The following is a 19,704-nucleotide window of genomic DNA, read 5'->3' on the forward strand; positions in this document are numbered from 1 at the left end:
ATATCGTAGTTCTATTGTGAAGTGTTTTTTCTGAAATAGCAAGTTCCCAATCAGTTTAATGATAATTCTTGTAAACGTAGTAATTCAATTAGTGCCTGCGTTCGACTTGATACACCCAGTTTTTGAATCGTATTGGAAATGTGATTTCGCACCGTTTTTTCGCTTATCCCTAGTTTTCCCGAAATCTCTTTCGTTGAATAATCTTCAATTAATAACTGAAAGATTTCGCGTTCTCTTTTCGTTAACAGCGAACGATGCTGCGGGCTACTCATCTTGCAACACCCTCCTATCCTCTTCTATGTACAGTATGTTAAAAGAAGTTAGGCGGTGAGGGCGTTTTCACTATTTCCCAAGCAATAATTTTTTTTCTTTTTCGCTAAGCGGTGCACCCTTACCTGTTTTGTAGTTCATTTGAACTAATGTTCCGCGCCCAGTAAAGCAAATTTCATCGTTAGCGTTCTTCACCATATAATGAAGATCTAGAGAAGATTTACCCACACTTGCTGTCTTTACATAAATCGTCAGTACTTCGTCAAAAAACACTTGCTTTATGTAATCACATTGAATATCTGCGACAACTGTCATATTTTCGGTAGTTGGATCAGCTAAGTCTTTCATTAAATTAAGTGCCTTTAAGTATTCAATACGTGCGTATTCAAAATATGTAAAAATCACTGTATTATTAACATGACCGTTCAAATCTGTTTCTGAAAAACGAACTTGAACATCCACCGAAAATGTAAATCCATTCATCCATTGTTGTGCATCAACAATATATGCTGCTCGCATTCATACGTCCCCCTAATTTTAATTTGTGTATTCCCCTTTGTAAAATGAATACTCATTCATTATATCATAATAACGTATTACTATTCCAAAAAAACACATACATTTGGAATTCATAGATGTTGGAAAGACACAGCTCGCCCAAAATAAGCCGAGCTGATGTCCTTGCTTATGCGGATGAGATAATTATACTTTCTTATCCACTAAAAAAGCTAGCTCCCTCCGTCAAGAGAGAGCTAGCCTTACATTTATAATTAGTCAACCATGTGGTCAGAACCGAAGAAGTTCTTGAACATTTGAACTGTTGTTGCACGGTTAAGTGAAGCAATAGAAGTTGTTAAAGGAATACCTTTTGGACAAGCAGCTACACAGTTTTGAGAGTTACCACAGTTTGCAAGACCACCGTCGCCCATGATAGCAGCTAAACGTTCGTCTTTATTCATCGCACCTGTTGGGTGTGTGTTGAATAGACGTACTTGTGATAATGGAGCTGGCCCCATGAATGAAGCACCTTCAGACACGTTTGGACATGCCTCCATACATACACCACAAGTCATACATTTAGATAATTCATAAGCCCATTGACGTTTGCGCTCAGGCATACGTGGACCTTCACCTAAATCATAAGTACCATCGATTGGAACCCATGCTTTTACTTTTTTCAGTGCATTGAACATACGGCTACGGTCTACCTGTAAGTCACGTACAACTGGGAAAGTTTTCATTGGCTCTAGGCGAATTGGTGTTGTTAACTTATCAACAAGTGCTGAACAAGATTGTTGCGGACGTCCGTTGATAACCATTGAACATGCGCCACAAACTTCTTCTAAACAGTTCATATCCCACGTTACAGGCGTAGTAGCTTTACCATCTGCTGTTACTGGGTATTTTTGAATATGCATTAATGCTGAAATTACGTTCATACCTGGACGGTAAGGAACTCGGAATTTCTCCCAACGTGTTCCACCGTTCTCCGTGTCTTGACGAAGGATCTCTATATCAATTATTTTGCCAGTGTTCGCTGTTGCTTCCATGATTAGTTATCCCCTTTCGCAGAATAGTCACGTTTACGTGGTGGGATTAATGATACGTCTACCTCATCATACGTAATGATTGGTTCGCCAGTAGCTGGATCAAATTTCGCCATCGTTGTTTTTAAGAAGTCTTCATCGTTACGATCTGGGAATTCAGGTTTATAGTGAGCTCCGCGAGACTCGTTACGTAAAAGAGCGCCTTTAGTAATTACTTTTGCAAGATATAGCATGTTTTTCAACTGACGCGTAAAGTGAGCACCTTGGTTACTCCATTTTTGCGTATCGTTAATGTTGATTTTTTCCCAACGCTCAAGTAATTCATTTAGTTTTTTATATGTTTCTTCTAAACGATCGTTGTGACGAACTACGGTTACATTGTCTGTCATCCATTCGCCAAGCTCTTTATGAATTAAGTAAGCGTTTTCTGTTCCATCCATTGAAAGAATTTCTTCCCATTTCGCTTTTTCTTCTGCTTCACGAGCTGTAAAGATGTCTTCTGGAAGATCTTCTGCATGTTTTTTCAGTTGCTTTACATATTCTACTGCGTTTGGTCCTGCAACCATACCGCCGTAAATTGCTGATAATAGTGAGTTTGCACCCAGACGGTTTGCACCATGTTGAGAGTAATCACATTCACCCGCTGCAAATAAACCAGGAATTTCAGTCATTTGATCGTAATCTACCCATAGTCCGCCCATTGAATAGTGAACCGCTGGGAAGATTTTCATTGGAAGTTTTCGTGGATCATCTCCAACGAATTTTTCATAAATTTCGATGATACCACCAAGTTTGATATCTAATTCATGTGGATCTTTATGAGAAAGATCTAGGTATACCATGTTTTCTCCGTTGATACCAAGTTTTTGGTTAACACATACGTCGAAGATTTCGCGTGTTGCGATATCACGTGGTACTAAGTTACCGTAAGCTGGGTACTTTTCTTCTAGGAAGTACCATGGTTTACCGTCTTTATATGTCCAAACACGGCCACCTTCACCACGAGCAGATTCTGACATTAGACGGTTTTTGTCGTCGCCAGGGATCGCTGTCGGGTGAATTTGGATGAACTCACCATTGGCATAAGAAGCACCTTGTTGGTAAACAATTGATGCTGCTGAACCCGTGTTGATTACTGAGTTTGTTGTTTTACCGAAGATAATACCAGGACCACCCGTTGCCATAATAACCGCGTCACCACGGAACGATTTGATTTCTTCAGTTTTTAAATCTTGCGCTACGATACCGCGGCATACGCCTTCGTCATCTGTAACAGCACCAAGGAATTCCCAGTGCTCATATTTCGTTACTAAACCTGCTACTTCATGTGAACGAACTTGCTCATCAAGTGCATATAGTAATTGTTGACCAGTTGTTGCACCAGCAAATGCTGTACGGTGCATTAACGTACCGCCAAAACGACGGAAGTCAAGAAGACCTTCTGGTGTACGGTTAAACATTACGCCCATGCGGTCTAATAAGTGAATGATACCAGGTGCGGCATCAGCCATTGCTTTTACTGGTGGTTGGTTTGCTAAGAAATCCCCACCGTAAACTGTATCGTCAAAGTGGATCCATGGAGAATCCCCTTCACCTTTAGTGTTAACTGCGCCATTAATTCCGCCTTGCGCACATACAGAGTGTGAGCGTTTTACTGGAACTAATGAGAATAATTCAACTGCAGTGCCTACTTCAGCTGCTTTAATCGTTGCCATTAAGCCGGCTAATCCGCCGCCTACGACGATGATTTTGCTTTTCGCCATGATTATTTCTCACTCCTCTTACATTGCTATTTACTTTCATCACCTGTTTGTTTTATACGTCCGTAACTATGTATCAGTACTTCAAGTTACGTTAATATTAAACAAATGCTAAAATTGCAGCTACACCAACAATACTTAACACTACGAAGAATGCTAATGTAATATATGTTGCCACTTGTTGTGATTTCTTTGATTGTGTAATTCCCCAGCTAACTAAGAACGACCATAAACCGTTCGCTAAGTGGAATGTTGCAGCTAAGATACCTACGATGTAGAAAGCTAACATCAAAGGATTATTCACAATTTCTTGCATCATATCAAAGTTAACTTCTTCACCAAACGCCTTTTGAATACGCGTTTGGAAGAGATGCCATGCAATGAATACTACTAAGAAAATACCTGTGAAACGTTGTAGTGCAAACATCCAGTTACGGAATGTGCTAAAACGCTTCGTATTGTTCGTAGCAGTAAACGCAATGTAAATTCCGTAAAATGCATGGAAAATTAATGGGATATAAATAACTACCCATTCAACTAGCAACAGCAGAGAATGTGGAACTAATTCCATTACCCCCGTTGCATCATTGTAAGCTTGTTCACCGCCAACAGCAGTGAAGTTCAATGACAAGTGGAACGCCAAAAACAGACCTACTGGAACTACACCAAGTAAAGAATGCAAACGACGCCATAAAAATTCACGATCTTTCGACAAGACTGTTACCCCCCTTAGTACTTAAAATCCGAAGTCATTTACGTCACGAAATTGTTAACGTTTCGCATTGACTGCGCATTTCATAATGGTACAATATTATGACATGTCCATTGTACTCTCAAGATTTACTAGCGTCAAGGTAACTTCGAACATTTAATACAAATGAAAAGCGTTAGATTTTACTGTTTTATTCCTGTTTTTTCTACAAATTGTATGCATTTTTTCTATTTAAGTCTGAATTATAAGAAAATTTACGAAAGAGGTTTTTTCCATGGCAGTTGATCAAATGAAAACGATTCCAGCATTTGGCTACGAAATCGTTCGCGATAGCTTACTCTCTTCCATCCTCGGCAAGCATGAAGAGGATGTTTTATACTGGGCGGGCAAACAAATAGCACGTAAATTCCCTTTATTTTCAATGACAGAGGCTGCTTCTTTTTTTCATGAAGCAGGCTGGGGTATATTATCGTTGGAAAAAGAGACCAAGGACGAGGCTTACTATTTTCTCACAAATGAACAGGATCTACTAAATATCGAAAATCGTTGCTTCCGTCTTGAGGCAGGCTTTTTAGCAGAACAAATGCAAAAAAACATTGGCTTCTTAACAGAGTGCTATGATGAAAAAAACGTCAAACAAAACACGGTTAAGTTTCATGTAAAGTGGGATTTAAAAGAACAGATGTAATAAAACAAAAGTGCTAAAGCGCCTGTTCAGCCCCGACAGCTGCTTTCGAGCCCGAAGTGAAGCGCTCTTTGCCTTCGCTCGAGGGCAGACCGCGACCTCGAGGGGCTGGGGCTTTAGCCTAGACGTTGCATTTACTTTTTTTTATGTTATCCACATAGCGTAATTTCATAATTCCCCTAGCAGGAACAAAGGCGATTGTCAGCACAATTACTATGCGGACAATCGCCTTTGTTAGGTTGTGATGAAGTTTGCAACGCTTAACCGATTTATGTGTTAATACGTATTTGTATACATCGCTTCGTTATCTGTTTTGAATGACTAGTCAAACACCTATCCAATAGCTACTCTCTCCGCTAAATGGAATTCATCATGAAGCGCATTTGCTGCCTGCACCATTGCCTCCTGTGGGACGACTACGGATACTTTAATTTCAGATGTACTGACCATTTTCACTGCAATATGCTCTTTTCTTAATCGATCAAACATACGAGCGGCTACCCCTGGGTTGGATACCATTCCTGAGCCAACAATCGATACTTTGGCTAAGCCCACTTCAAAATCGGCAAAGCTAAATCCTAGTGACAGCTTGCTAGACTCTAATACGCGTAACGCCTCAGCGAACTCTTCTTTAGCAATCGTAAAGGAAATCGTTGGCTTTACGCCATCAATGACTGCCTGCACAATAATATCCACATTAATACTATTTTCCGCTAATATGCTAAAAATCTCCGCTAATGAAGCAGCCTCGTACGAATCATAGCCAATTGTTAAACGAATTACGTCCGCTTCGTACGCAACACCGCGCACAATTAAATTTTTTTCCACTTCAACATCCCCTTTTAACAATGTTCCCTCTACATCGACTATGCTTGATCGTACGATGACAGGCATTTCAAATTTTTTGGCTAACTCGACAGCACGCGGGTGAATAATATGTGCACCTAAATTGGATAACTCCAGCATTTCATCATATGATAACTCCTTTAGTTTGCGTGCCGATTTGACAACGTTAGGATCTGCCGTATAAATACCATCTACATTCGTGTAAATGTCCACATGATCTGCACCTAAAGCCACCGCTAATGCAACAGCGGTCGTTTCCGAGCCACCCTTACCAAGCGTTGTAATATCCCCTTTGTCATCCACACCTTGAAAGCCGGCAACAATGACGATTTCATCCTGTTCTAAATGATTCACAATGCGACTTGTGTCAACACGCTCAACTCGTGCGTTACGATGCTGCTGATTCGTTGTAACGCCAGCCTGCCAACCTGCAAGTGAAGTTGCTTTCACACCACGTTCTTGAATGGCTATCGCGAGTAAAGCACTCGCCATTTGCGTGCCGGTTGCAATGAGCACATCCATTTCTCGTTTAGACGGTTCATCTGAAATGTCGGCTGCAAATTGTCTGAGCTCTCTTCGAATTGTCGTCATTGATGAAATGACGACAACTACATGTAAACCCCGCTGTTTTTCTTCTATTACGCGCTGTGCAACTAGTTGAATTTTTTCTGGTGTAGCAATTGCTGGTCCACCAAATTTAACGACGATTGTTCCCATTTCTTCACTCTCCTTTAATTTTGATAGATCACTCGCAGGAAGTAATACATACTATGTGCATCCCCCGCGGCTCACCGCTGTTACTAATAGAATTTGAATTGTGGTCAATAGAACTATGTTGTTACTAATAGAGCCCCTAACGTTACTAAAACCGAATACTCCTATTAAAATAGAGCAAAATGATGTCCTTACTAATATGGAGGGGAAAGTTATACTTCCTTATCCACAAAAAAAACGACCTTTCACATTCGTGAAAAGCCGCCTCAATGACAAAAAACTGTTAGTTGAGATAGCTCTCCAGAACGTGACATTCTGACAGTCCTACATTTATTAAATGCACAACCAGCATATAGCTTGAACAATTCGCTACACACTTCGGCAGTCTCCCCTTTCGCTTGCAATCACAGGATTTGTTCAACCTCCTGCAAGCTACTCTTGAATGCTGCACCTCTATCAAAAAGTATTTAATTATTATTTCCAACAATAGCATAATGATCATGCTTTTTCAATTATTCTTTCTGAAAATAAGAATTAATCGAAATAGCGAGAGTACTTGGCATCCCCGCCTCTATTAACTCCTCGATGGTTGCCTCTCGAATTTTCTTTACTGAACCAAAATGCTTTAATAGTTGCTGCTTACGCTTTGGCCCAACCCCTTCGATGCCATCTAGTACGGATGTAATCGCATGTGCCTGCTGCTGTTGACGTAAAAATGTAATGGCAAATCGGTGCACCTCATCTTGAATGCGTTGCAATAAATAAAAGCCGTCACTCGTTCGTTTCATCGCAATCGGCTCTGGTGGGTCACCGAATAACAGCTGTGAAGTATTGTGTTTACTATCCTTTGCAAGGCCAGCAATCGGAATATACAACCCGAGTTCATCCTCAACGACTTCACGCGCAACTTCCATTTGCCCTTTACCACCATCAATAATTATTAAATCCGGTAGTGGTAAATTCTCACGCAGTACCCGTATATACCGGCGGCGAATAACTTCCTGCATAGCACCGTAATCATCATGCTTTGCCGCTTCTCGTGTTTTGTATTTACGGTATTCCTTTTTTGCCGGTTTGCCGTCAATAAAGACGACCATTGCGGATACGGGATCAGCACCATGCATATGGCTATTATCAAATGCTTCGATACGCAGTGGTGGTGTAATGCCCATCGCCACACCTAATGCCTCACAAGCCCCCACCGTTCGTTCTTCTTGACGTTCAATCAGCTGAAACTTTTCATGGATCGCAATTTGCGCATTTTTAATTGCCATATCAACGAGTTCCTTCTTCGAGCCTCTTTTTGGAATAATAACTTTTACGTCAAGTAAATTTTGTAATATTGTTTCATCCACAGTTGCAGGGATAAAAATCTCTTTTGGTTTTAAGTGCTGCGGTGATTCATAAAAGCGGCCAACAAACGTTAAAAACTCCTCATCTGGATCCCCGTAAATTGGGAAAACTGAAACATCTCGTTCAATTAACTTACCTTGTCGGACGAAGAATACTTGCGCGCACATCCAGCCCTTTTCTACAGCATAGCCGAATACATCGCGGTCCGATAAATCGCCTGTCACAATTTTTTGCTTTTGCATAACTGTTTCAATATGGGCGATTTGATCGCGAAATTCCTTGGCACGCTCAAACTCAAGCTTGTCAGCCGCCTCCAGCATTTTTTCTTCCAAATCCTTTTTTACATCTACATAGCCGCCGTTTAGAAATTTCGAAATTTCCTCAATCATATTTTCATAAACTTGCTCATCAATATCCTTTACACAAGGCGCAAGACATTGCCCTAGATGATAATACAAACAAACTTGATTTGGCAGCTGTGCACATTTTCGTAATGGATAAATACGATCGAGCATTTTGCGCGTTTCATTTGCAGCAAAGGCATTCGGATAAGGACCAAAATATTTCGCTTTATCCTTCTTCACTTTGCGGGTTGTTAAAATACGCGGATACTTTTCATTCGTTATTTTTATATATGGATACGTTTTGTCATCCGTTAGCATAATATTATATTTTGGATCATGTAGCTTAATGAGGTTCAACTCTAATATAAGTGCTTCTAGGTTACTGGATGTGACGATATATTCAAAATCCACAATCTCGCTAACGAGTCGCGCTGTTTTTCCATTATGGCTACCGGTAAAGTAAGAACGCACACGATTTTTCAACACCTTGGCCTTGCCGACATAAATAATCGTGCCTTGTCGGTCCTTCATTAAATAGCAGCCAGATTCTTCTGGTAAAATGGCTAACTTTGCTTGTATTATGTCATTCATGCGATCACCTGAATTTTTGTCGTATATGGCTATAGTACCCTAAATAGAGGAAGTTAGAAAGATACATCTTGCCATCAAAATAGGGTTCGATTTTGATATTTATTAAGTGGTTAAGTAAGCTTTACTTTCTTATCCAAAAAAAGCCGCATGCACTATGGCACGCGGCTTTTGACTGTTTAAATTATTTGTTATCGTTAATGAAGTCGATAAGCGCTTCTTTAGGTTGGTAGCCAGCAGTTTTTGCTTTTAGCTCACCATCAACGAATAATAATAAAGATGGAATAGACATGATTTGGTACTCAGCTGCTGTACCTTGGTTGTTGTCTACATCTACTTTAACGATTTTCACGTCGCCACCGATTTCAGCGTCTAACTCTTCTAAAACTGGAGCGATCATTTTACATGGGCCACACCAAGTTGCCCAGAAGTCTACAAGAACTACGCCTTCAGCGATTTCTTGCTCAAAGTTTTGATCAGTACCGTGTACAATTGCCATTATAAATAGCCTCCTTAAATAACATCTGCATGTAGTATAGCACGATTTACCAAATAAAAAACACCAATATGCTTACTAAGTATTAGCGATTTAGTGAGTCATTGAAAATATTAAGATTATAGCAGCTTTATACTCTACCAATATTTTGAGCTTTTAAAGTAACACATAGAATCGTTTTACTTCCTCAATGTTCCAGTGCACTAAAGAATTCATCGACTCTTAGCGTCATTAAAAGCATTGTAAAAAAAGATTAGAAAGACACAACTCACCTAAAATAAGGAGAGATGCTGTCCATACTTATGTAGATAAAAAAGCGACGGAGTTCTTAAGCTCCGCCGCTTTCAACCATTATGCGTTTACTTTTAACGCTTTAAATTCTTGGATTAACATTGGCACAACTTCGAATAAGTCACCAACGATTCCGTAGTCAGCTACTTTAAAAATATTCGCTTCTGGATCTTTGTTGATCGCTACGATTACTTTAGAGTTTGACATACCCGCTAAATGTTGGATTGCCCCAGAAATTCCAGCTGCAATATAAAGATCAGGCGTTACTACTTTACCAGTTTGTCCAATTTGTAATGAGTAATCACAGTATTCTGCGTCACATGCTCCACGAGAAGCACCAACTGCACCGCCTAGTAAGTTAGCTAACTCTTTTAATGGCCCGAAACCCTCTTCCGATTTCACACCACGACCACCAGCGACAACTACTTTCGCTTCTGAAAGGTCTACCCCGTCAGTTGATTTACGAACAACTTCTTTAATAATTGTGCGTAAGTTTGTGATATCTACTGATAATGAAGATACATTGCCCGTGCGAGAAGCATCTTGCTCAAGAGGTGCAATATTGTTTGGACGAATTGTTGCGAAAACAACGCCGTCTTTTACTTTCACTTTTTCAAACGCTTTCCCAGAATAGATTGGGCGGATGAATACTGCAGCATCGCCAGTACCCTCGATTTCTGTAACGTCAGAAATTAAACCCGATTTTAAACGAGAAGCAATTTTTGGTGATAAGTCTTTCCCTAGAGAAGTATGACCGAAAATGATTGCTTCTGGTTTTTCTTGTTCAGCAACTGCAAGGAATGCTTGGCTGAAGCCATCAGATGTATATGTTTTTAAATGCGGGTGCTCAACAGTTATGACACGGTCTACACCGTACGCGATTAACTCTGAAGCTACTCCAGCAATACTGTCACCGATTAAAACGCCCACTACTTCGCCGCCGTCAGCTACTTGTTTACCAGCTGCAATTGCTTCGAATGATACGTTACGTAGGCTACCTTCACGAACTTCACCTAATACTAACACTTTTTTTGACATGTATATCCCTCCATTACCATCTAAGATTCTTAATCGATTTCACCTTGGCGTAATCGCGGGCCTGCATAACGCAGCTAAGTTAGTCGTTGTCTCATGAATGCGATGAACTTAGACTAACACCCTAAGATTGACTCCACCTTAAAATTAGATTACTTTTGCTTCTGTATGAAGTAAGTTTACTAGTTCTTTTACTTGAGCTGGTAATTCACCTGCTAATACGCGACCTGCTGCTTTTTGAGGAGGTAAGTAGATTTCAATCGTTTCTACTTTCACTTCAACGTCATCTTCGTCGATATCTAAATCGTCAAGCTCAAGCTCTGCAAGCGGTTTCTTCTTGGCCTTCATAATGCCCGGTAATGAAGGATAACGTGGCTCGTTTAAGCCTTGTTGTGCCGTTACTAAGAGTGGTAAAGAAGTTTCAAGAATTTCTGAATCCCCTTCGATATCACGTACGATTTTTACGTTTGTGCCAGTGATTTCAAGGCTAGTAATTGTCGTTACGTAGTTAATGCCTAAAAGATCTGCTAAGCGTGGTCCAACTTGACCAGAACCACCGTCGATTGCAACGTTACCTGCTAAAATTAAGTCCGCGTCTTTATCTTTTAAGTATTCAGCTAAAATAAAGGATGCTGAATATTGATCCAGCTCGTCTAAATCATCTTCTGTATTAATTAATACTGCTTCATCTGCACCCATTGCAAGCGCTGTACGAAGTTGCTTTTCAGCGTCCTCGCCACCAATTGTTATGACTGTGACTTTACCGCCTAGTGCATCACGTTTTTGGATTGCTTCTTCAATTGCGTACTCATCGTATGGATTGATGATGAACTCAGCACCGTCTTCTTGAATTTTGCCGCCAGATACAACGATTTTTTCTTCTGTGTCAAACGTACGTTTTACTAATACAAAAATATTCATTAGTCAGACCTCCTAAAAGCTATATTTTATTTGCCTGTAAAGACTGGTTCACGTTTTTCGATAAATGCCTGAATACCTTCTTTTGCATCTTGTGAGACGAAAACTGTACCGAAACTTTGCGCTTCCGCAGCAACACCTTCATGGAATGTAGGCGTTTTCGAATACTGTAGCATTTGAATCGCTGTTTTAAGTGCAATTGGGCTCTTCTTGGCAATTTTCTTCGCAATCTCGATTGTTTTTGGAAGGAGCTCTTCTTCGGAGAATGCACGGTTTGCTAATCCCCACTGAACTGCCTCAATACCTGAGATTGGCTCGCTTGTAAACATCATTTCGGCTGCTTTTGCTATACCAACATAGCGTGGTAGACGTTGAGTTCCGGCAAAACCAGGAATAATGCCTAGTGAAAGCTCTGGTAAACCGAGCTTTGCACTCTCTGTGACAAAACGCATATGGCAACCCATCGCTAGCTCTAACCCACCGCCTAGAGCAGCCCCGTGGATCGCAGCGATTACCGGTTTTGAGAATGACTCCAAACGTTCAAATACGATTTGGCCATTTTTCGCGAGTCCCGCAAACTCTTCACCAGATGCAATCCCAGTAAACTCTTTAATATCTGCACCCGCTGAAAAGAATCGTCCTTCTCCGTGAAGAACGAGGACACGAACCGCTTCATCATTTTCAACTGCATCTAAAAATGCATCCACATCTTTAATTAACCCCTGTGACAATGCATTTGCAGGCGGTCTTGAAATAGTAGCGATTGCTACCCCTTCTTCAACTTGCCAACTTAGAAACTCCATTCTCCCACACCCCTTTTAAGCTTTTAACCCATTTAGTAGCAATTCCCTTACTTTCGGAGAGAGCTCCATTAAATCATAACGATAATCATTCATTACCCATGTTGTTGTCATTTCATCGACTGTGCCAAAGACCATTTGACGTGCAATACGAACATCCATCGTTGGATTGAATTCTCCCGATACCATACCTTCAATTAAAATCTGATCAAGTAGCATCAAATATTCTTTTAGAATTGAATTAATTTTCAGTCTAATTTCTTTATTCGACTGCCGTAGTTCTAATTGAGTTACAGTTGCTAGATGGCGATCACTCGACAATACGCTAAAATGGTTTTCGATCATCTGTCCTAATTTCTCAGATGATGTACTTCCATTTTTTATTATATCTTGTAAATTGTCTACAAAAAGCCCCATTTTTTCTTGAAAAACAGAAATTAATATATCTTCTTTGTTTTTGAAGTATAAATAAATAGTGCCATCTGCAACGCCAGCCTGTTTTGCAATTTTTGACACTTGCGCCTGATGATAACCGTTTTCTGCAATCGCAATGACAGCAGCATCGATTATTTGTTTATATTTGGGTTTGTTTCGTTTCAAGTTGTTTCACCACCAAAAAAAAATCGAAAACATGAATGACCATTCATTCATGTTTTCATATTATAATTTGTTCAACATTCTGTCAATAGTTAACTGAATTTATTTTGCTTCTTGCCCTGCCAATTTTGCTTTTTCTTCATCAATAAGCGTTCGACGCAAAATTTTCCCTACTGCCGTTTTTGGTAAAACTTCGCGGAACTCATAAAAACGCGGTACCTTATAAGTAGCTAAATTTTGTCGGCAATAGTTATTTAATTCTTTATCAGATACTGTAAACCCTTCTTTTAACACTATATATGCCTTTACTGTTTCACCGCGATACGGGTCTGGAATACCTGCAACTACACATTCCTGCACAGCCTCATGCTCATATAGCACTTCCTCTACCTCACGTGGATAAATATTAAAACCGCCAGCAATAATCATATCTTTCTTGCGGTCTACTACATAGAAATAACCTTTTTCATCCATATAACCAAGATCCCCTGTTAAGAACCAGCCGTCTGCAAAAGTCATCGCAGTATCCTCAGGACGATTCCAGTAGCCCTTCATTACTTGCGGCCCTTTAATCGCAATTTCACCAATTTCACCAACTGGCAAGATTTCTGTATCCCCTGAACGTAAAATAACTGCATCTGTATCTGGCCACGGTACACCAACTGATCCTGGTACACGGTTTTCCCAAATGAAGTTTGCATGTGTAACGGGTGAAGTTTCCGTTAATCCATACCCTTCAACTAGCTTTCCACCTGTAATCTCTTCAAAGCGCTCCTGTACTTCAACTGGTAGTGGCGCCGAACCACTTAAGCAAGCCTTAATTGAAGATAAATCATATTTTGCTAAATCAGGATGACTTAATAACCCAATGTACATGGTTGGCGCACCCGGGAAGAGCGTTGGTTTTTGCTTATCAATCGTTTTCAATGCTTGCTCAACATCAAACTTCGGTAATAGCACCATACGACCCTGTTGCATTACAGATAAAATAAGAACGGTTGTCATACCATAAACATGAAAGAATGGTAGAATTCCTAAAATTGTTTCCTGCCCCTTCTCGCAACGGTACATCCATGCATCACACATCATCGTGTTAGCAATTAAGTTTTTGTGCGTTAGCATGACACCTTTTGGAGAGCCAGTTGTTCCTCCTGTATATTGCAGTAATGCTAGGTCATTGTCGAAATCAAACGGAACATCGAGCACTTTTAACTGTGCAGAACGTAGAATCTCTGTGAATAAGTGATTAATACCACTGTGCTCAACTTTTACGCTAAAGCCATATTGTTTCTTTTGAATGAATGGATACACTAAGTTTTTCGGGAACGGTAAGTAATCCTTAATCCCTGTTACTATAACATTTTCAAGCTTTGTATTTTTTAAAATCTTCATAGCACGCGGATATAAAATATCCATTACTAAAATCACTTTGGCTCCTGAGTCTGCCATTTGATATTGTAGCTCACGTTCTGTATACAGTGGATTCGTTTGTACAACGATTCCCCCAGCATACATTATACCGTAGTATGCAATGACCGATTGCGGACAGTTTGGCAGCATAATTGCTACTCGGTCGCCCTTCTCCACCCCTAGAGTACGCAAGTAGTTCGCAAATTTCAAAGCAGATTCATAAAGCTCACGGTACGTAATGTCTTTCCCCATAAAGTGAATGGCCACTTTTGATGGATTCGCTTTATACGCATCCGTTAAAAACTGATTTACTGGGATTCTCGGTAAATCCAACGAATGCGGTATTTCTTGCGGATAATTTGCTAGCCATACCTTTTCTGCCATAAACCTCTCCCCCTTTGCTTCAAACACTTTAATATTCTGATTATTATTATAATTAAAAAAGGAAATACTTTCAAATAGATTTTATTTGTATTCTGTTTTTTAGCTCGTTTATACACATTTTTTCTTTATTATCGTTATAAATTCTATAACATTCTTTTAATCAGAACCGTTACAGTTGGTGTTTTATTTTATAAATATACTTTTCTAGATAAAGTAATATTCCTATTAATTTTTATAAAAAAATCAACAAAGGCTGTGCCGAAAGTGAGCGTTTCACTTTTGGCACAGCCCCGTATTTAATGTTAAATTGTTAGTAAATAATACACGCCAATGATCAAGAAGATGCCACAGACGATCATTAATACTTTTGCTAATTTCTCCATCATTTCTCTCCTACGAAATACTTGCCCCAATGACAAATGATAAGCCGACAGAAATTGTAAACGAAATAAAACCAACTGAGCGGTTATCCGTTTCAATTTCCTCGTCAACTTTAAAGCGCGGTGTTAAAAACTCAAATAAAATATACGCGAAAATCAAGAGGGTGAATCCGTAAAGCCCCCAGCCAATCATTTCACCAAGCGATGTATGACGCTCTATCGAATAGCGGAAAATATTACATACACCTAAAATTTTACCGCCCGTTGCTAATGCTACTGCCACATTACCCTTTTTTATTTCTTCCCAGTTTTTATATTTCGTAACGATTTCAAATAATACCATCGATACAACTAAACAAAGGACAACGACGCTAAAATAACCTGCTGTTTCTACTAAAGGATGTTGCCAAAAAATCAAACCTAGCATCTATTCATCCCCTTTTTATTTAAATTCTACTACAGTCACACCAAATCCACCTTCAGCCGCTTCACCGTAACGATAGGACTTCACACGCTTGTTGCCCTTTAAGTAGCTTTGAATCCCTTGACGGAGCGCCCCTGTCCCCTTACCGTGAATAATGGATACACGCGGATAATTGGCTAGCAGTGCATCATCCAAATATTTCTCTGTACGGATTAATGCATCTTCATAGCGTTCACCACGAAGGTCTAGCTCAAGCTTCACATGACTCGTACGATTTTTCACGTTCGTCATTGTGCGTGTCACCTGTTCTTTTTCCGGCTTAATGTATTGTAAATCCGCTTCAGGCAGTTTCATTTTTAAAATCCCAATTTGAACTACCCACTCATTACCAGCTGCTTTTTTAAGAAGCGTCCCTTTTTGACCATAGCTTAGTACTTTTACTTCATCACCCGGTTGTAGGTTTTGTACGCGCTCACGGTTTGCGACAGCCTTTTGTAACACTTTATTTTCTTTTGGTGCCGCTTCATCCAGACGTTTTTTCACATCGATAAGCTCATGATCCTTTACCAAATCCGCAGCATTTTTCTTCATTTCGCGAAGCTCTGCGATTATCTTTTCTGCTTCTGCTTTCGCATTGTCAACGATTTTACGCGCTTTGTCTTTTGCTTTTTTCTCTAAATTCTCTTTTTTATCATCATAAGTGCGCAAGCGTTCATCTAATTGCTCACGTAACGTTTTCGCTTCTTCTAATAACACATGTGCCTCGTCCGCCTCACGTTCAGAGCGACGACGGCTTTCCTCAAGCGAAGCAATCATGGATTCAACTTCGTGACGATCCGTACCTGTAAACGATTTTGCCCGATCAATTACTGTAGCATTTAAGCCTAAGCGTTTAGAAATTTCAAAGGCATTCGAACGGCCTGGTACACCAATAAGTAAACGATAGGTCGGACTTAATGTTTCCACATCAAATTCCACACTCGCATTGACAACAGAAGGACGGTTATAGCCGTACGCTTTTAACTCAGGATAGTGCGTTGTTGCCATGATACGCGCACCGTACCCAACGACTTCGTCTAAAATCGAAATGGCTAGCGCGGCACCTTCTTGCGGATCTGTACCTGCACCTAATTCGTCAAATAAAATGAGGGACTTGTCATCAAACTTACTTAAAATATCAACAATATTCACCATATGAGAGGAGAACGTTGACAGTGATTGCTCGATCGACTGCTCATCACCGATATCCGCGAAAATTTGTTCAAATACAGCCAACTCCGAACCATCAAGCGCAGGTACTGGTAATCCAGACTGTGCCATTAACGTACAAAGACCCACTGTTTTTAATGTTACCGTTTTACCACCTGTATTTGGACCTGTAATAACGATTGCCGTCACATCACGGCCAAATTCAATCGTATTTGGCACCGCTTCTTCCATCGCAAGTAACGGGTGGCGTGCACGTACTAAACGTGTATATCCTTCGTTATTCATTTTCGGCTTCGTACATTTATTCGCTTGGCCGTACTTCCCTTTTGCAAGAACGACATCCACTTCACCAAGAAGCTGTACAAGAACAAATAGGTCATGACCTACTTCTTGAACTTTAGCCGTTAGCTCTGCTAAAATACGGTCAATTTCAGCTTTTTCTTTTACCTTTAATCGTTGGACTTCATTATTTGCTTGAACAACTGCATCCGGCTCAATGAATAATGTTTGACCTGATGCTGATTGATCATGGACGATACCGCCGTAATGCGAACGATACTCTTGCTTTACTGGAATAACGAAGCGGTCATTACGAATCGTTATTATTGCATCTGATAGCATTTTTGTTGCATTCGAGCCGCGCGTTAAGCTTTCCAGTTTTTGACGTACTTTTGCTTCTTCAGAACGCAGCGATTGGCGAATTGAGCGTAGCGTCGTACTTGCTGAATCTAATACGGCACCGTTCTCATCGATGCAGGCATTAATTTCGTGCTGCAGCGCCGTAAGTACAGGCATTTGCTCCTTCCGCTCGATGAAATGCGGGATGTCAATCGCACCTTCTGTTTCAATGTCCTCGATAAAATTCCGTAAAATGCGGCTTGCTCGAATGGTACTGGCAATTTCCATTAACTCCATCGGGCTTAGCATGCCGCCGATTTGCGCGCGTCTTGCATGAGGGCGTACATCAAAAATACCGCCCATTGGTACATTGGCTTTGACACGGAGGATCGCTAAACCTTCATCCATCTCCTCAAGTAGCTCAACGACCGTATCAAAATTCGTTTCTGGTACTAATTCATCCAGTGCTGCTTTTCCGATTGAGTTCGAACAAAAACGAGCGACTTGCTCGCGGATTTTATCAAATTCTAGTGTTTTCAATGCTCGCGTTTCGATCATTAAGAACACCTCCTGTTAGTCTTAGTTAGTTTATTTATTTTTCTTTATGAAAGCCTCAAATTGCTCTATATTCCATGTATTGACGATTAAATCTCTTTTCAGCCATGCTTTTTGTGCATATTTTGTCCCAATATCCATGAAACGCAGTTGTTCAATCGCATGTGCATCTGTATTAATGGCAATTGGGACGTTTTTATCCATTGCTAATACTAAATGTTCAATGCATAAATCAAGGCGGTACGGGTTGGCATTTAACTCTAAAATCTTCCCATGTTCCGCTGCCCATTCAATCAACAGTGGGACGTCCGGATTATAGCCCTCACGCTGACCAATCACACGCCCTGTTGGATGGGCAATCATATGCACGTATGGATTTTCAATTGCTGTTTTCAGTCTTGCCATAATTTTATCTTGAGACTGCGTAAAACTAGAATGAATAGACGCAATAACAAAGTCTAATTCCCTCATCAGATCATCGTCAAAATCAAGTGTCCCATCAGGTAAAATATCCATTTCAGTTCCGCGGTATAAACGGAAGTTCGAGTGTATTTCGTTAAATGCAAAAATCTCAAGCTTTTGTTTGTCAAGACGTTCTGGTGTTAAGCCGTTTGCCACCTTTAAATATTGCGAGTGGTCCGTAATAACACCATGAGTATAGCCACGTGCAATAAGTGCCTCACCCATTTCAACCACTGAATGCGCACCATCAGACCAAGTTGTATGCATATGCAAATCAGAGACAATATCTTCAAGCTTTACTAAATCGTCAAGCTCATCTAAGCGTTCTAGCTCCTTGCCGCTCTCCCGAACAGTTGGTGGGATGAACGGTAAATCAAAATGTGCAAAAAATGCTTCTTCGGTATTAAATGTAGCAACCGTTCCGTCCGGCTGCTCCACACCGTACTCACTAATCTTCTTTCCTTGATCTTTCGCTAACTGACGCATGCGAATATTATGATCTTTTGAGCCAGTAAAATGATGCAGCGCTGTTGCATATTCGCTCAGCTTCACCAGTCTAAAATCTACACTTACAGGCTCTTCACGGTCTAATACTACGGAAATTTTCGTATCTCCTGCAGCAACCGTTTCTAAAATGGCTAAACGTGTTAAAATCGCCTCGCGCACAACTTCGTAATCATCAGTAGCAATGATGAAATCTACGTCCTTACTCGTTTCGCTCACACGACGGAAGCTTCCAGCAACCGAGAACTTTTGAATTTCAGGTAGCCCAGCAAGGAGCTCATTAATTTCTAACACAACGGGCTCTAGCTGCCATACTGGTAAACGTTCAGCACGTGCACCAAAATTCGCTAACTCCTTTAAAATTTTCTCTTCTGTTTTTGCACCAAAGCCAGCAAGTGCCTGCACTTTACCCGTTTCACACGCTTCTTTTAATGAATCCGCATCTACTACAGCCAGCTCTTTGTATAATTTTGCTAACTTTTTACCGCCTAGTCCCGGTAGTTTCAATAATGGAACAAGTCCTTTTGGCACAGCTGCTTCAAGCTCTTTTAATACGCTGGATTCACCTGTTGTAATTAAATCTACAATTACAGCCGCAGTTCCTTTGCCGATGCCTTTAATCGCTGTAATATCTTCAATTTCACTTAGAGAACGCTCATCTGCCTCTAGTGCAACCGCTGCTTTACGAAAGGCGGATACTTTAAACGGATTTTCCCCTTGCAACTCTAAATACAAAGCAATTTTCTCTAACGTACGAATAATCGTTTTTTTATTCATCTGCCATTCCTCCTTCGTTAAAAAG

17 protein-coding genes and 1 riboswitch are annotated in these 19,704 nt (G+C 40.4%); of the genes, 1 reads left to right on the plus strand and 16 read right to left on the minus strand.

Annotated features, from left to right (window positions below):
- Positions 1-50 precede the first annotated feature (50 nt).
- The 5 genes from MHH87_RS12380 to MHH87_RS12400 form a co-directional block, all read right to left on the minus strand.
- Entirely contained in the window at positions 51-272 is a 222-nt protein-coding gene (locus MHH87_RS12380; RefSeq protein WP_340749611.1) for a helix-turn-helix domain-containing protein, read from the minus strand.
- A gap of 70 nt (positions 273-342) precedes the next feature.
- The gene (locus tag MHH87_RS12385; RefSeq protein WP_340749612.1) at positions 343-789 is read right to left on the minus strand and encodes an acyl-CoA thioesterase; all 447 of its coding nucleotides are present in this window, start codon (positions 787-789) and stop codon (positions 343-345) included.
- A 251-nt stretch (positions 790-1,040) separates the two neighbouring features.
- Entirely contained in the window at positions 1,041-1,820 is a 780-nt protein-coding gene (gene sdhB, locus MHH87_RS12390) for a succinate dehydrogenase iron-sulfur subunit (protein WP_340749613.1), read from the minus strand.
- Between the two features lie 2 nt (positions 1,821-1,822).
- Positions 1,823-3,580, minus strand: coding sequence for a succinate dehydrogenase flavoprotein subunit (gene sdhA / locus MHH87_RS12395; RefSeq protein ID WP_340749614.1), 1,758 nt, complete (start codon positions 3,578-3,580; stop codon positions 1,823-1,825).
- 97 nt (positions 3,581-3,677) lie between these two features.
- Entirely contained in the window at positions 3,678-4,292 is a 615-nt protein-coding gene (locus MHH87_RS12400; protein ID WP_340749615.1) for a succinate dehydrogenase cytochrome b558 subunit, read from the minus strand.
- A 271-nt stretch (positions 4,293-4,563) separates the two neighbouring features.
- On the opposite strand from MHH87_RS12400, the gene MHH87_RS12405 reads away from it, so the two are divergent.
- Positions 4,564-4,977 (plus strand): YslB family protein, encoded by a 414-nt coding sequence (locus MHH87_RS12405; protein WP_340749616.1) that lies wholly within the window; start codon positions 4,564-4,566, stop codon positions 4,975-4,977.
- Between the two features lie 330 nt (positions 4,978-5,307).
- Here the strand turns inward: MHH87_RS12405 and MHH87_RS12410 are convergent, their stop codons facing one another.
- From MHH87_RS12410 to polX, 11 genes are all read right to left on the minus strand, one after another.
- Positions 5,308-6,537 (minus strand): aspartate kinase, encoded by a 1,230-nt coding sequence (locus MHH87_RS12410; RefSeq protein WP_340749617.1) that lies wholly within the window; start codon positions 6,535-6,537, stop codon positions 5,308-5,310.
- A 282-nt stretch (positions 6,538-6,819) separates the two neighbouring features.
- A riboswitch (Lysine riboswitch) is annotated at positions 6,820-6,998 on the minus strand.
- 48 nt (positions 6,999-7,046) lie between these two features.
- Positions 7,047-8,822: an excinuclease ABC subunit UvrC gene (gene uvrC / locus MHH87_RS12415; protein ID WP_340749618.1), complete on the minus strand. Its 1,776-nt coding sequence runs from the start codon at positions 8,820-8,822 to the stop codon at positions 7,047-7,049.
- A gap of 181 nt (positions 8,823-9,003) precedes the next feature.
- On the minus strand, positions 9,004-9,318 hold the full coding sequence (trxA, locus tag MHH87_RS12420) for a thioredoxin (RefSeq protein WP_340749619.1): 315 nt from the start codon (positions 9,316-9,318) through the stop codon (positions 9,004-9,006).
- Positions 9,319-9,666: 348 nt separating this feature from the next.
- Entirely contained in the window at positions 9,667-10,644 is a 978-nt protein-coding gene (locus MHH87_RS12425) for an electron transfer flavoprotein subunit alpha/FixB family protein (protein ID WP_340749620.1), read from the minus strand.
- A gap of 144 nt (positions 10,645-10,788) precedes the next feature.
- Entirely contained in the window at positions 10,789-11,562 is a 774-nt protein-coding gene (locus tag MHH87_RS12430; protein ID WP_340749621.1) for an electron transfer flavoprotein subunit beta/FixA family protein, read from the minus strand.
- A 26-nt stretch (positions 11,563-11,588) separates the two neighbouring features.
- Positions 11,589-12,362: an enoyl-CoA hydratase gene (locus tag MHH87_RS12435; RefSeq protein ID WP_340749622.1), complete on the minus strand. Its 774-nt coding sequence runs from the start codon at positions 12,360-12,362 to the stop codon at positions 11,589-11,591.
- Between the two features lie 15 nt (positions 12,363-12,377).
- Complete coding sequence (locus MHH87_RS12440) at positions 12,378-12,959, minus strand: TetR/AcrR family transcriptional regulator (RefSeq protein WP_340749623.1); 582 nt, start codon at positions 12,957-12,959, stop codon at positions 12,378-12,380.
- Between the two features lie 99 nt (positions 12,960-13,058).
- The gene (locus MHH87_RS12445) at positions 13,059-14,750 is read right to left on the minus strand and encodes an AMP-binding protein (protein ID WP_340749624.1); all 1,692 of its coding nucleotides are present in this window, start codon (positions 14,748-14,750) and stop codon (positions 13,059-13,061) included.
- Positions 14,751-15,143: 393 nt separating this feature from the next.
- Positions 15,144-15,557, minus strand: coding sequence for a DUF350 domain-containing protein (locus MHH87_RS12450; protein WP_340749625.1), 414 nt, complete (start codon positions 15,555-15,557; stop codon positions 15,144-15,146).
- 15 nt (positions 15,558-15,572) lie between these two features.
- Complete coding sequence (locus MHH87_RS12455; protein ID WP_340749626.1) at positions 15,573-17,939, minus strand: endonuclease MutS2; 2,367 nt, start codon at positions 17,937-17,939, stop codon at positions 15,573-15,575.
- 30 nt (positions 17,940-17,969) lie between these two features.
- Entirely contained in the window at positions 17,970-19,679 is a 1,710-nt protein-coding gene (gene polX, locus MHH87_RS12460) for a DNA polymerase/3'-5' exonuclease PolX (protein WP_340749627.1), read from the minus strand.
- Between the last annotated feature and the right edge of the window lie 25 nt (positions 19,680-19,704).

The sequence above is a fragment of the Solibacillus sp. FSL H8-0538 genome (assembly GCF_038003525.1).
GTDB lineage: Bacteria > Bacillota > Bacilli > Bacillales_A > Planococcaceae > JBBOPI01.

What these genes read in the sequence shown, in the direction of transcription:
- MHH87_RS12435 (WP_340749622.1), bottom strand. Translation starts at nt 12,362, where the DNA reads ATGGAGTTTCTAAGTTGGCAAGTTGAAGAAGGGGTAGCAATCGCTACT.
- MHH87_RS12425 (WP_340749620.1), bottom strand. Translation starts at nt 10,644, where the DNA reads ATGTCAAAAAAAGTGTTAGTATTAGGTGAAGTTCGTGAAGGTAGCCTA.
- sdhB (WP_340749613.1), bottom strand. Translation starts at nt 1,820, where the DNA reads ATGGAAGCAACAGCGAACACTGGCAAAATAATTGATATAGAGATCCTT.
- uvrC (WP_340749618.1), bottom strand. Translation starts at nt 8,822, where the DNA reads ATGAATGACATAATACAAGCAAAGTTAGCCATTTTACCAGAAGAATCT.
- MHH87_RS12445 (WP_340749624.1), bottom strand. Translation starts at nt 14,750, where the DNA reads ATGGCAGAAAAGGTATGGCTAGCAAATTATCCGCAAGAAATACCGCAT.
- trxA (WP_340749619.1), bottom strand. Translation starts at nt 9,318, where the DNA reads ATGGCAATTGTACACGGTACTGATCAAAACTTTGAGCAAGAAATCGCT.
- MHH87_RS12450 (WP_340749625.1), bottom strand. Translation starts at nt 15,557, where the DNA reads ATGCTAGGTTTGATTTTTTGGCAACATCCTTTAGTAGAAACAGCAGGT.
- MHH87_RS12430 (WP_340749621.1), bottom strand. Translation starts at nt 11,562, where the DNA reads ATGAATATTTTTGTATTAGTAAAACGTACGTTTGACACAGAAGAAAAA.
- MHH87_RS12385 (WP_340749612.1), bottom strand. Translation starts at nt 789, where the DNA reads ATGCGAGCAGCATATATTGTTGATGCACAACAATGGATGAATGGATTT.
- polX (WP_340749627.1), bottom strand. Translation starts at nt 19,679, where the DNA reads ATGAATAAAAAAACGATTATTCGTACGTTAGAGAAAATTGCTTTGTAT.
- MHH87_RS12410 (WP_340749617.1), bottom strand. Translation starts at nt 6,537, where the DNA reads ATGGGAACAATCGTCGTTAAATTTGGTGGACCAGCAATTGCTACACCA.
- MHH87_RS12380 (WP_340749611.1), bottom strand. Translation starts at nt 272, where the DNA reads ATGAGTAGCCCGCAGCATCGTTCGCTGTTAACGAAAAGAGAACGCGAA.
- MHH87_RS12405 (WP_340749616.1), top strand. Translation starts at nt 4,564, where the DNA reads ATGGCAGTTGATCAAATGAAAACGATTCCAGCATTTGGCTACGAAATC.
- sdhA (WP_340749614.1), bottom strand. Translation starts at nt 3,580, where the DNA reads ATGGCGAAAAGCAAAATCATCGTCGTAGGCGGCGGATTAGCCGGCTTA.
- MHH87_RS12455 (WP_340749626.1), bottom strand. Translation starts at nt 17,939, where the DNA reads ATGATCGAAACGCGAGCATTGAAAACACTAGAATTTGATAAAATCCGC.